Source organism: Actinomycetospora succinea (assembly GCF_004363095.1).
In the GTDB taxonomy this organism is placed as follows: domain Bacteria; phylum Actinomycetota; class Actinomycetes; order Mycobacteriales; family Pseudonocardiaceae; genus Actinomycetospora; species Actinomycetospora succinea.
On sequence record NZ_SNYO01000001.1, the window covers coordinates 235,573 to 247,937 of the forward strand.

12 protein-coding genes are annotated in these 12,365 nt (G+C 77.4%); 6 read left to right on the forward strand and 6 right to left on the reverse strand.

The genetic code is table 11. The features are described 5' to 3' along the window. The first annotated feature begins 33 nt into the window (after positions 1–33). Positions 34–894: an alpha/beta fold hydrolase gene (locus tag EV188_RS01160; RefSeq protein WP_133824415.1), complete on the forward strand. Its 861-nt coding sequence runs from the start codon at positions 34–36 to the stop codon at positions 892–894. Here EV188_RS01160 and EV188_RS01165 read toward each other — a convergent pair. Then, positions 891–1,328: a hypothetical protein gene (locus EV188_RS01165; protein WP_133824416.1), complete on the reverse strand. Its 438-nt coding sequence runs from the start codon at positions 1,326–1,328 to the stop codon at positions 891–893. The genes EV188_RS01160 and EV188_RS01165 overlap by 4 nt on opposite strands. A gap of 125 nt (positions 1,329–1,453) precedes the next feature. Between EV188_RS01165 and manB the strand changes: the two genes are divergently transcribed. Both manB and EV188_RS01175 read left to right on the forward strand, forming a co-directional pair. Further along, on the forward strand, positions 1,454–2,560 hold the full coding sequence (gene manB / locus EV188_RS01170; protein ID WP_133824417.1) for a mannose-1-phosphate guanylyltransferase: 1,107 nt from the start codon (positions 1,454–1,456) through the stop codon (positions 2,558–2,560). A gap of 58 nt (positions 2,561–2,618) precedes the next feature. After that, positions 2,619–3,494, forward strand: a complete 876-nt coding sequence (locus tag EV188_RS01175; protein WP_133825323.1) for a DNA-3-methyladenine glycosylase family protein — start codon at positions 2,619–2,621, stop codon at positions 3,492–3,494. A 15-nt stretch (positions 3,495–3,509) separates the two neighbouring features. On the opposite strand, the gene EV188_RS01180 is transcribed toward EV188_RS01175, so the two are convergent. From EV188_RS01180 to EV188_RS01195, 4 genes are all read right to left on the reverse strand, one after another. Next, entirely contained in the window at positions 3,510–4,076 is a 567-nt protein-coding gene (locus tag EV188_RS01180) for an NUDIX hydrolase (RefSeq protein ID WP_133824418.1), read from the reverse strand. Then, entirely contained in the window at positions 4,073–5,437 is a 1,365-nt protein-coding gene (locus EV188_RS01185) for a coenzyme F420-0:L-glutamate ligase (RefSeq protein ID WP_133824419.1), read from the reverse strand. The genes EV188_RS01180 and EV188_RS01185 overlap by 4 nt, the downstream gene beginning before the upstream one ends. Beyond that, positions 5,430–6,383 carry a 2-phospho-L-lactate transferase gene (cofD, locus tag EV188_RS01190; RefSeq protein ID WP_133824420.1) on the reverse strand — a complete coding sequence of 318 codons (954 nt, stop codon included), beginning with the start codon at positions 6,381–6,383 and terminating at the stop codon, positions 5,430–5,432. The genes EV188_RS01185 and cofD overlap by 8 nt, the downstream gene beginning before the upstream one ends. Before the next feature lie 66 nt (positions 6,384–6,449). After that, positions 6,450–7,214: a site-2 protease family protein gene (locus tag EV188_RS01195; protein ID WP_243741398.1), complete on the reverse strand. Its 765-nt coding sequence runs from the start codon at positions 7,212–7,214 to the stop codon at positions 6,450–6,452. A 343-nt stretch (positions 7,215–7,557) separates the two neighbouring features. Here EV188_RS01195 and EV188_RS01200 point away from each other — a divergent pair, with 343 nt between their 5' ends. The 3 genes from EV188_RS01200 (at position 7,558) to EV188_RS01210 (ending at position 11,833) form a co-directional block, all read left to right on the forward strand. Beyond that, a complete protein-coding gene (locus EV188_RS01200) occupies positions 7,558–7,791 on the forward strand; it encodes a WhiB family transcriptional regulator (RefSeq protein ID WP_133825325.1) in 234 nt (77 codons plus the stop codon). Between the two features lie 86 nt (positions 7,792–7,877). Then, entirely contained in the window at positions 7,878–11,402 is a 3,525-nt protein-coding gene (locus EV188_RS01205; RefSeq protein ID WP_133824421.1) for a glycosyltransferase, read from the forward strand. Positions 11,403–11,443: 41 nt separating this feature from the next. Next, positions 11,444–11,833 (forward strand): VOC family protein, encoded by a 390-nt coding sequence (locus tag EV188_RS01210; protein WP_133824422.1) that lies wholly within the window; start codon positions 11,444–11,446, stop codon positions 11,831–11,833. 7 nt (positions 11,834–11,840) lie between these two features. On the opposite strand, the gene EV188_RS01215 is transcribed toward EV188_RS01210, so the two are convergent. After that, the gene (locus tag EV188_RS01215; protein WP_133825326.1) at positions 11,841–12,245 is read right to left on the reverse strand and encodes a metallopeptidase family protein; all 405 of its coding nucleotides are present in this window, start codon (positions 12,243–12,245) and stop codon (positions 11,841–11,843) included. Positions 12,246–12,365 lie beyond the last annotated feature (120 nt).

Genomic DNA, 12,365 nt, shown 5'->3' on the forward strand with positions numbered 1-12,365 from the left:
TGCGGGAGCCCGGTCCCGCGGTTCTCTCGACCCGTGAGCACCGCCACCGTCGGGTCCTTCGTCGACGAGCGGGCCCGGGCGCGGTACGCCACGGCCCTGTCCACCGCCATGGCCGCGCTGCCGCCGCACGTCTCGCACACCGTCGACACGGCGTTCGGCACCGTGCGCGTGCACCGGTTCGGCAGCGGCGGCGGCACCCCGCTCCTGCTCGTCCCCGGGCGCGTCGGCACGACGGCGATGTGGGCGCCGAACCTGCCCGCGCTCGCCGCCCGCCGCACCGTCTGGGCCCTCGACCTGCTCGGCGAGCCCGGCGCGAGCGTGCAGACCGCGCCGATCACCGGCGACGCCGACCAGGGCGACTGGCTCGCCGAGGTCGCCGCCACCCTGGGCGGCCCGCTGCACGTCGTCGGTGCCTCGCTGGGCGGGCGCTGGGCCCTCGAGCTCGCCGTGCGTCACCCGGACGCCGTCCGCTCGCTCGCCCTGCTCGACCCGGCGCACACGCTCGCGCGCCTGCGCCCGGGGTTCGTGCTGGCCTCGCTGGCGTCCCTGGTCGGGTTCCGGGGCCTCTTCCTGCGCTACGCCGGCGGCGAGGCCCCGCCCGCCGACGACCCGCTCACCCCGCTGATGGAGCTGGGCGCGAGCACCTACCGGATGCGGCTCGGCCCGCCCGGCTACCCGTCGGACGCGGCGCTGCGCTCGCTCGCGATGCCCGTGCTGGCGCTGCTCGGCGGGCGGAGCACGGTGCTGCGGGCCCGGAGCGCCGCCGCCCGCGCGCGCTCCCTGATCGGCGACGTCGAGGTCGAGGTCTGGCCGGACGCCACGCACGCCCTGCCGAGCTCGCACGCCGCCGCCGTCGACGCGCGGCTGGCGGCGTTCCACGCCCGGGCCGACTAACCGCCGAACAGCCGCTTCCACCAGGGGCGGTGCTCGGGCCCTGGGGCCGGGGTCTCGTCCCGCTCGGGCTCCGGTTCCGCGGGACCCGGGCCCCCGGGGAAGGGGTTCGCGCGGAAGGGCGAGGTGCCCGGGTTGGCGCTCGACGGCCGGGCCTCGAACCGCACCGTGGTGGCGTCCTCGTCGTCCTCGGGGGACGGCGCGCGGTGGTGCCCGTTGGTCCGGCGTGTGTCGCCGCGCTGGAGGCGCTGGGTGAGGTCCGGGTCCTGCCCCTGGCCCCGCCGCGAGGTCAGGGCGTGCGGCAGCACCGTGGTGCTCGACGCGTCGAACGGCGAGACGGCCGTGTCGGGCGTGACGACGTCCTCGTCACGCTCCGTGGCCCGCTGGTGGGCATGCGCGATGGCGTCCTGGGCGCGCTCCCACGCATTCGAGGCCACCGCACCCCTCCTGCTCGTTCCCCCACGGGCGGGACAGGGGCGGGGTCTGCGCCCACGACGCCCCGGGAGGGTCCACACTATCGCCCGCGGTCACGATTCGTCATCGACGAGGGGGGCATCGGGTGATGCAGGCGGGGGAGACGGCGGAGATCGACCCGGCGCGGACCGCCGCGGTCGTCCTCGTCGGGGGGCAGGGCAGCCGGTTGCGCCCGCTCACGCTGACCACACCGAAACCGATGCTGCCGACGGCCGGCGTGCCGTTCCTGGCGCACCTGCTCTCGCGGATCGCCGCCGCCGGCATCCGCACGGTGATCCTCGGCACCGCCTACCGCGCGGAGGTCTTCGAGGGCTTCCTCGGCGACGGCTCCGCCCTGGGCCTCGACCTGACCTGCCGGCCCGAGCCCGAGCCGCTCGGCACCGGCGGGGGCATCCGCTACGCGGCGGACGCGCTCGCGCCGGGGTTCGAGGAGGTCGTCGTGTTCAACGGCGACATCCTCTCCGGCGTCGACGTCCGCGCCGTCGTCGGCGAGCACCGCGCCGCGGGCGCCGACGCGACCCTGCACCTCGTGCGCGTCCCCGACCCGACGGCGTTCGGTTGCGTGCCGACCGACCCGACCGGGCGCGTCACCGCCTTCCTCGAGAAGACGCTCACGCCGCCGACGGACCAGGTCAACGCCGGGTGCTACGTCTTCCGCCGCGACGTGCTCGACGCCATCCCCGCCGGGCGGCCCGTGTCGGTCGAGCGCGAGACGTTCCCGGGCCTGCTCGCGGCCGGCTCGCGGCTGCAGGGCCACGTCGAGTCGTCGTACTGGCTCGACCTCGGCACGCCCGCCTCGTTCGTGCGCGGCAGCGCCGACCTCGTGCAGGGCGCCGCGCCCACCGCGGCGCTGCCCGGCCCGGTCGGCACCGCGCTGCTGCTGCCCGGGGCGAAGGTCGCGGGCTCGGCGTCGCTCACCGACGGCACGACGGTGGGCGCCGACGTGCAGATCGGCGAGGGCGCCCGGATCTCCGGCTCGGTGCTGATGGACGGCGCGCGGATCGGCGACGGGGTGCTCGTCGAGCGCTCGGTGATCGGGCCGGGCGCGACGATCGGTGACGACACCGTGGTCACCGACGCCGTGGTCGGCGACGACGCGTCGATCGGGGCCTCCTGCGAGCTGCTCGCCGGCGTGCGCATCTGGCCCGGTCTCGTGATCCCGGACGGCGGTCTGCGATTCTCGGGTGGTGCCTGACGTCGTCGTAGCCGCGCCGGAGGCGGAACGGACCTGGCGGCCCGACTTCGTCCTCGACATGCGCTCGCTCGTCGCCCCGCTGCGCCGCGGCAAGGGCGACCCGACGTTCCACACCGAGCTCGAGGGGCCGGACGGCGGGTCGTTGTGGCGCGCCACCCCGACGCCCGAGGGCCCGGCGACGCTCGCGCTCTCGCGCCGCGACGGCGAGGTCCGCGCGCGGGCGTGGGGACCGGGCGCCGCGTGGATCGTCGACGGGGTGCCCGCCCTGCTGGGCGCCGAGGACGACGACGCCGGCTTCGTCGGTCACCACCCGCTGGTCGCCGAGACCCGGCGCCGCATGCCGGGCCTGCGCCTCGGCGCCACGCGCACGGTCTGGGACCAGCTCGTGCCCGCGATCCTCGAGCAGAAGGTCACCGGCACCGAGGCGCGCCGGTCCTGGCGCGAGCTGTGCTGGCGCTTCGGCGAGGACGCGCCCGGCCCGACGCCGCGGCGCATGAAGCTGCCGCCGACGCCGCGGCGCATCCGCGAGGTCCCCGACTGGGAGTGGCACCGCGCCGGCGTCGACAACAGCCGCCGCCGCGCGATCCTCGCCTGCGCCACCGTCGCGCACCGCCTCGAGAAGGCCGCCGAGCTGCGCGGCGAGGCCGGGCGCGCGCTGCTGCAGAAGATCCCGGGCATCGGGATCTGGACCGCCGCCGAGGTCGCCCAGCGCTCGTGGGGCGACCCGGACGCGGTCAGCGTCGGCGACTTCCACATCCCGTCGACCGTCGGCTGGGCGCTCGTCGGCCGCAAGCTCGACGACGCCGGGATGCTCGAGGTCCTCGCCTGCTACGCGCCGCAGCGCCAACGGGCCGTGCGCTACATCGAGGCCTCGGGCTTCCGCCGCCCGCGCTTCGGCCCCCGGTTCTCGCCGAAGGACTACCGGACGTACTGAGCTCCCCGGTCACGGTCAGGCGAGCGCCCGCCCGAACGCGACCTCGTCCGGCAGCTCCGCGAGCCGCCACCAGCGCAGGTCCAGCGACTCCTCGCTGATCGCCTCGACGGCGCCGGGCGGCGCGTGCGCGACGAAGCGGACGTCGAGGTGGCGGGTGGGCACACCCAGCGAGCAGGTCAACGCGTGCACCTCCGCGTGCACCGGCTCGGGGTCGAGCACGAGCCCCTCGATCCCGGACTCCTCGGTCGCCTCGCGCAGCGCGGCGCCGGCGAGCGTGGTGTCGTCGGGCTCGATGTGCCCGCCGAGCTGGATCCACGCGTTGACCCGCGGGTGCAGGGTCAGCAGGGCGTGCCGGCCGTCGGCGTCGAGCACGAGCGTCGAGGCCGTGAGGTGGCCCGGCGCGCAGGAGCGCGAGCACGCGTCGGGCCGGGCGTCGAGGTACGACAGCAGCGCCTGCCGCACGGAGTCGACCTCGCGGGCGGCCGGGCGCCAGCGGTCGAGCACCGCGCGGGCGTCGGCGTGCGCCGCGGCGGTGGTGACGGCGGCGCGGACGCCGGACGCGAGCGTCTCCTCGGGAGTCATCCGATCTCCACCCACCGGTCGTCGACGGTCAGGTCCCCCCGGGCGGGGGGAGCCGCCTCCGGGTGCCCCACGGCGACGGCCCCCAACGGCTCCCAGGTCGCCGGCAGCGCGAGCTCGGCCCGCACGACGTCCGCCGCGAAGATCGTCGACGACACCCAGCACGACCCGAGCCCCTCGGCGGCCAGCGCCACGAGGAACCCCTGCACCGCGGCGCCGCCCGCGACCGTGAACATCGTGTGCTCGGCCGCGGCGCGCCGGTCGTCGGGGTAGGGGTGCGCGCCCTCGGGGACGAGGAACGGCAGCACGACCTCGGGCGCGGTGCGCAGGATGTCGCCGCGCGCCACCCGCCGCGCCACGGCGTCCTCGGCGAACCCGTCGCCGCGCAGGTCGTCGCGCCAGGCCGCGGCCATGGCGTCGAGCAGGCGGGTCCGGACCTCCGGCGAGGTCAGGTGCACGAACCGCACGGGGCGGGTGTGGTGCGGGGCGGGTGCGGTGAGCCCGGCGGCGCCGGCCCGTCGCAGCGCGGCGCCGTCCACGGGGTCGGGGGCGAACGCCCGCACCGACCGGCGCGCCGGGACGGCCTCCCGCCGACCCTCGTCCCGACCCCGGGCCAGCGCCTCGTCGGCGCCCAGCCAGAACAGGTCCTCCTCGACGGGGCGCACGAGGTCGGCGCCCCGCGCGGTCTCCGAGCGCAGCGCCGCCGGCAGCCCGCGCACCACGGCGACCGGCACCCCGCCGAGCTTGCCCTTGACGAGGTCGGCGGCCGCGGCGACCTCGTCGGCGACCGCGACCTCGGTGACCACCAGCTCGTTGCCCTGCGCGTCGACCGCGCCGCCGTAGGCGTGCACGACCTCGAGGCCCGCGGCGCCGATCGCGGCGTCGGTCTGCCCGGTGCGCCAGGTGCGGCCCATGGTGTCGGTGACGACGACGGCGACGTCGACCCCGAGCCGTTCGCGCAGCGCGGCGCGCAGGGCGGCGGCCGAGGCGTCCGGGTCCTCGGGGAGCAGGGCGACCTCGTCGCCGGCGACGTTCGAGGCGTCGATCCCGGCCGCGGCCTGCACGATGCCCAGCGGGTTGGCGACGATCTTGGTGCGGCCCTTGGTGGCGAGCAGCCGGACCGTCTCGCGGTCGATCAGCGCGCGGCGGGCCGCGTCGCGCTCGTCGGGGTCGGACGGCACCGTCACCAGGCGGCCCTCGACCTTGGAGAGCACCTTCGAGGTGACGACGAGGACGTCGCCGTCGGCGAGCGCGCCGTCCAGCGCCGTCGCGAGCGCGGCGGCGAGGTCGTCGCCGGGCCGGAACTCGGGCAGCCCGGGGACGCCCCAGAGCGTCAGCCCGCCCGAGGACGCGTGGTCAAACACCGGCGACCTCGTACGCCGCGCGGACCATGGCCGCGGTGGCGTCGGGGTCGGTCATCATCAGCGGCACCTCGCGGACCTCGACGCCCGGCACCTGCGCGCCGTCGCCCGGCGCGACGAGCCAGCCGTCGAGCAGCCCGCCGGTGGTGCGCGAGCCGTACCAGCGCCCGACGCCCTCGGCGCTGACCGGGACGTCGACCGCGGCGAGGCAGGCCTCGGCCATGCCGCGCACCGCGTGCCCGTCGACGATCGGCGACACCCCGACGACCCTGCCCGGCGCCGCCGTCAGCGCCGGGCGCATGCCGGGCACGTCGACGATGGTGTTGACGCTGACCACGGGGTTGGACGGCGCGACGAGCACGACGTCGGCCTCGGCCACCGCGGTGAGCGCGTCCGGGCAGGCCGTGGCCTGGTCGCGGCCCACCGAGGCGAACGAGTGCGCCGGCAGGGCCGCGCGGTGGCGCACCCACCACTCCTGGAAGTGGATGGCCTTGCGGGCGCCGTCCGCGGGGTCGTCGACGACCACGTGGGTCTCGATGCGGTCGTCGCTCGCCGGGATCAGCTCGACGCCGGGCTGCCAGCGGTCGCACAGCGCCGCCGTGACCTGGGAGAGCGGGAAGCCGGCGCGCAGCATGCGCGTGCGCACGAGGTGGGTGGCGACGTCGCGGTCGCCCAGGCCGAACCACGTCGGGTCGGCGCCGTAGGCCTCGAGCTCCTCGCGGACCGACCACGTCTCCTTGGCGCGGCCCCAGCCCTTCTCGGTGTCGATGCCCGCGCCGAGGGTGTACATGCAGGTGTCGAGGTCCGGGCACACGCGCAGCCCGTGCAGCCAGATGTCGTCGCCGACGTTGACCACCGCGCGGATGGTGTCGCCGGGACCCGCGGCGGCCTTGACGCCCTGCAGGAAGCGGGCGCCCCCGACGCCCCCGACCAGAACGGTGACCTGCACCGGAGCTCCTCTCGTGGCTTGCTCCCCCGATGTTCCTCCCCGAGACCGACAGCGCGGCGCAGCGGGTCAGCGCAGCAGCGAGATGAACTGGTCCTGCCCGACCGCGGCGAGCGTCGAGTCGCCGCCGACGAGCGTGAACAGCGCGTCGGCGACGGTGAACAGCACCGCCGAGGCGCCCGGGAGCAGGAAGAGCAGCAGGATGATCGCGAGCGGGGCGTAGGGCGCGATGCGCGCCGCGCCCTGGCGCGTCCGCCAGGGCAGGTAGGGGTCGATGACGCCCCAGCCGTCGAGGCCGGGCACGGGCAGCAGGTTCAGCACGAACGTCAGGACCTGGATCAGCCCGAGGAACGCGAGCGCGGCGGCGAGCGGCAGCGGGGGCGCGGTGAGCGCCAGCGCGAGCGCGATCAGGGCGGCGAGCACGAGGTTGGCCACCGGCCCCGCCAGCGAGACGGCGCTCATCGCCGGCCGGGAGCGCAGCGCCGAGCGCTGGATCCACACGGCCCCGCCGGGCAGCGGGATGCCGCCGAGCACGAGGAAGAGCAGCGGCAGCACGAGCGTGAGGCCGACGTTGGCGTAGCGGCGGATGTCGAGCGAGAGGTACCCCAGCGCCCGCACGGAGTGGTCGCCGCAGCGGTCGGCGGTCAGGGCGTGGGAGAACTCGTGCAGGCAGAGCGACACGGCCCACCCGGCGAGGACCAGCAGGACGGTGCCGCCGATGATCGCTCCCTCGGCGGGCAGCAGCGTCAGCGCACCCCCGGCCGCGGTGAGTGCCACGAGGACCAGGAAGATGGGGCTGACCGGCGATCGCAGCCGGGACACGCGGGGGGCCACGGGTCCAGTGTCCCCGACCCGTCGGGGCCGGTTGGAGCAGCCGGGCAGCGAAATGCGCGTGCATTGCTACGGATAGCGCATGACGTTCACCGCACGTGACGACCGGTCGTCGCGACATGCGGCCAGACGAGGCCCCCGGCTTGACCCGGATGGAACGACACCGGTGTAATTCCTACGCGATGACACGTCGGTGCGGGGCCGGCGCCTCGTCCACTCAGTGGGGGCCGGGGGGAGTCGAGGCGAGGGAGGCGTCGTGAACGGTGCGGAGAGCGGGTCGGTGGTGCTGGGAAGCGAAGCGCAAGGGCCGAAGGCCGGACTGAGGGATGTCCTGTCCGAGCTCGCCATGGTGACCGAGGACGAGCAGGAGTGGCAGGAGCGCGCCCTGTGCGCGCAGACCGACCCGGAGGCGTTCTTCCCCGAGAAGGGCGGCAGCACCCGGGAGGCCAAGCAGATCTGCAACAGCTGCGAGGTCCGTGGCGAGTGCCTCGAGTACGCCCTCGGGCACGACGAGCGCTTCGGGATCTGGGGCGGTCTGTCGGAGCGCGAGCGCAGGCGTCTCAAGCGCAGGGCGGTCTGAGGGCCCGCTGAGGCGGGCCCTACCCTCGGACGTCGACCGCAGCGTGGGCGCCCTCGGCAGGTGGCCCGAGGGGAAGGACGGCGTCCGTGGTTCGACCGTCCCCCACGAGCACGGCTGCTCCCGTGCTCGCCGTCCTGGTCTGCCACGACGGTGAGGCCTGGCTGCCGGGCACGCTCGACGCGCTCGCGCGCCTGACGCGTCGCCCGCGGTGGGTCGTCGCCGTCGACACCGGCTCGACCGACGGCACCGCCGGCATCCTGGCGGCGAGCAACCAGGTCGACGTGGTGCTGCGCATGCCGCGCGACACCGGGTTCGCCGAGGCCGTCCACACGGCCGCCGACGACGCCGATCGGCGCTGGGGCCGCACGGCCCAGGTGGGCCCCAACGGGTCGGGCGAATGGATCTGGGTCCTGCACGACGACGCCGCGCCCGACCCGAACTGCCTCGAGGTCCTGCTCTCGGTCGCCGCGACGTCCCCGTCGGCGGCGGTCCTCGGGCCGCTGTGCCTCGACTGGGACGACCCCCGGCTCGTCGTCGAGGCCGGGGTCTCGATCGACGCGTCCGGCTCGCGGCAGACCGGCATCGGCGCCGACGAGCTCGACATGGGCCAGTTCGCCACCAACTCCGAGGTGCTCGCGGTCGGCTCCGCCGGCTCGCTCGTGCGCCGCCGCGAGTGGGACTCCCTCGGCGGCTACGACACCGCGCTCGGCCTGCTGCGCGAGGACGTCGACTACGGCTGGCGCGTCAACCGCGCCGGCGGCCTCGTCCTCTGCGCGCCCTCGGCCCGGCTGCGCCACGCCCGCGGGCTGACGACCCGCGCGCGCACCCTGGACACCGCGGGCGTCGACCCGCGCTACCGCGCCACCGACCGCGCCCACGGCGTGCGGACGTTCCTCGCGAACTGCTCCAGCCCCGCGTTCGTGCTCGGGCTGCTGCGGCTGCCGGTGCTCGCGGTGCTGCGGGCGCTCGGGTTCCTGCTCGTGCGCCGCACCCGCGCGGCCGGCGCCGAGCTCGCCGGCCTGACGCGGGTGCTCGGCTCGGGCCCGGGGCTGGCGGACCTCGCCGACGCCCGGCGCCGGCGCAGCACCGGCGCCACCGCCCTGCCGCGCGAGCTGCGCGGCCTGCTGACCAGCCGCACCACCCGCCTGCGCAACGCCGTGCGCGGCGGGCTGACCTCGCTCGTGCGCGGGCGCCTGCGCGAGGAGCTCGACCTCGGCCGCCTGCCGGAGTGGGCCGAGCAGGGGTCGCGCGCCGGGGCCGACGAGGACGCGGGCACCCACCGCCGGGCCGTCGGTCCCGAGGCCCTGCCCGCCGGCGCGGCCCTGCGGCGCCGGCGCGCGGCGGGCCTGCGCCGTCCCGGCGAGTCCCTCGCCGTGGCGCTGCCGGGCCCACGGGCCCCGGCCGACGCCGAGCCCCCGACCGAGGCCGTGGCGCCGATACGCCCCAGCGATCCCCGGCCGGCGCCCGACGGGGAACGCGTCGTCTACGTCCCGATCACCCCGGGCCGGGTGGCGCGCGAGCTGCTGCTCGCCCCGCCGTTGCTGCTGGTCGTGGGCCTGACCCTGGTCTCGGTCCTCACCCAGCGCGCCCGCCTCGGGCTCGGCCTGGCCGGCGGCCGGATCGCCGAGGTCCCGGGCCTGGGCGAGCTGTGGTCGTCCTACCTCGCGGCCTGGCACCCGATCGCGGGCGGCACCGGCGCGCCCGCCCCGTCGGCGCTCGCCGTGGTCGGGGTGCTCGGCGCCCCCGCCGCGCCGATGGGCGGGCCGCCGGCCGCCGTGTCGGTGCTGCTGGTCGCGGCGCTGCCGCTCGCCGGGCTGTCGGCCTACCTCGCGACCCGCGAGCTGCGCGTGGGCCGGGTGCTGCGCGCGCTGGCCGGCGCGGTCTACGCGCTGCTCGGGATCACCGCGGGCGCGGTGGCCCAGGGCCGCCTCGACGGCGTCGTCGCCGCGATCCTGCTGCCCCTGGTGCTCGCCGGCGTCGTCGCCGTGCTGCGCGGGGCACGCGTCGCCGGCCGGCGCGGGTCGTGGTGGAGCACGGCCGCGGGCACCGCTCTCGCGCTGGGTGTGATCAGCGCGTTCGCGCCGCTGGTGCACGCGCTCGTGCTGGTCGTCGTGGTGATCGGCTTCGTGCTCGTGCCGGCGCCCCCGAAGGCGGCCGGGCGCCGCGCGATGGCCCTGGCCGTCATCGTCGTCCTGCCGGTGCTGCTGCTCCTGCCCTGGCCGACGGTGCTGCTCGCGGCGCCCGAGGTCCTCCTGCACGGCACCGGGTCACCGGTCGCCGAGCGGTTCGTCGGCGCCCTCGACGTCCTCTCGCTGAACCCCGGCGGGGCCGCGACCGTGCCCTGGGCGGGCCTGCTGCTCGTGCTGCTCGCCGTCGGCGGGGCGCTGGTCGCCCCCCGGCGCGCCGCGGTCCCGGGGCTCGCCCTGCTGCTGCTCGGCATCGTCGCCGCCGGCGTCGTGGGGTCGTTCGCGCTGCCCCCGCTCGCCGGCGGCGACGCCCGCCCCGGCTGGACCGGCCCGGCGCTCGCCGTCGCCGCGTGCGGGGCGCTGTGGAGCCTGCTCGCGCAGGTCGCCGCGGCCCGGACCGAGCCGCTCGGCCGCCTCCTGGAGCGCCGGGACCGGGTGGACCGTCCGAATCGGGGCCCGGCCCGGCGCGGTGAGTCCGAGCTGGACCTGGGCGGCGCCGGCTTCGGCGGGCGGGTCGCCGGTGCGATGGAGGGCCTGGCCGGGCGCTTCCGTCCGCGCAGTGCCGCCGACACCAGCGCCCGCGCGCGCAGCGTGGCGGTGCCCGTGGTGGCGGTGGCGGTCGCCGCGCTCGCCGTGGTCACCGTCCTGGGCGGCGGGGCGGGACCCCTCGCCGACACGCGGGCGGCCGCCCTCGCCCCACCGGTGGCGGGCGAGCTCGCAGCGTCGGGCGCGCGGGTCGTCGTCGTGACCCGCGACCCGGACACCACCCGCCGCGCCGGCCCGGAGCTGCCGCGCTATGGCGACGACGACCTCGCCCCGGTCGGCGCGGCCCCGGCCCGCCTGCAGCGCGACGTGCGCGCCCTGCTCTCCGGCGACCCGGCCACCGCGCAGGCGGGCGTCGCCGAGCTCGCCACCGGCGGCACCGGCCTCGTCGTGCTGCCCGACGCCCAGACGGCGCGCTCGGTCCGCACCGCCGCCGGGCCGCTGCTCACCGACGCCCCGCCGACGTCCGACGGGCGCCCGACCGCCCGGGTCGCGCTGCCCGTCGCCGGCGCGGTGCTGCTCGAGCCGCCGATCTCCGACGACGCAGGAGAGGCCCGCGCGGCCCCGCGCCGCCCGGCGGGCGTGGCGACCGTGCCGTCGGACCTGCCCACCGTCGCGGTGCGCGTCTCTCCGGGCGCCGACCGCCGCCTGCTCGTCGTGGCCGCGGAGCTGGAGTCGGGGTGGACGGCCTCGGTCGGCGGCGCGCCCGCCGAGGTCGTGCCCGCGTGGGGCCACCTCGTCGGCGTGGCCGTGCCGACCGGCGGCGGGGCGGTCGTCGTCGACCGCGACGACACCGTGCGCCTGCTCCTCCTGCTGCTGCAGCTCGCGCTCGTGCTGTTCACGGCCCTGTCGGCGCTGCCGTCGCGCAAGCGGCTGGACTAGCCGGAGGACCGCTGTCGGGGGGTCTCCCTAGGCTCCGGGGCATGTTCGACCACGTCGGATTCCCCTGTGGTGACGTCGAGACCTCCGTCGCCTTCTACACCGCGGTGTTCGCGCCCCTCGGCATGACCGTCGGGCTGCGGATCCCCACCGGTCCGCCCGGAGCCCCCGAGGTCGTCGGCCTCGGCTCCGGCGGCGGGCACAACCAGTTCTGGCTCGCGCCCGGCCACGCCGTCGAGCAGGAGCTGCACGTCGCGTTCGGTGCGCCCGACCGGGCGGCGGTCGACGCCGTCCACGAGGCGGCCCTGGCGCACGGGGCGGAGGTGCTGCACGCGCCCCGGATCTTCCCGGAGTACCACCCGGGCTACTACGCGGTGTTCCTCCGCGACCCCGACGGCCACAACGTGGAGGCCGTCCACCACACGTTCTCGTGAGGCCGGGCTAGTCCTCGCCGGCGATCGTGTCCGGCTCGACGCCGAGGTAGCCCGCCACCTGCTCGACGAGCACGTCGTGGAGCAGGTCGGCGAGGTCCTCGCCGTCGAGCGCGCGCGCCTCCAGCGGGCGGCGGTAGAGCACGATGCGCGCGCGGGTCACGGCGCCGCGCCGGTCCATGCCGGCGGGCACGAGGCGCGCCAGCGGGATCTCGCCGTCGCCGAGCACCGCGTCGTCCTCCACCGGCGAGCGCGTGCCCGAGGGCACTTCCGGCACGTCGTCGACGGCGACGTCGAGGTCGGCGAGCTCGGCGCTCCAGCGCTCCTCGATCGGCTCGAGGGCCTCGAGCACCAGGGCGTCGAAGCGCTCGGCGCGCGTGCGGGACGCGGGGGAGCCGGACGGGTAGAGCGGCATCCGCAGGCCCCGCCCGCGCCGGTCGCGGCGCCGCCGACGCGGCCCCGGCGCCGGCGTGCTGCCCCGGCGGCTCGCGCTCCTGGTCACGCCCGCGGAGCCTACGCGGGGACGCCCGGACGG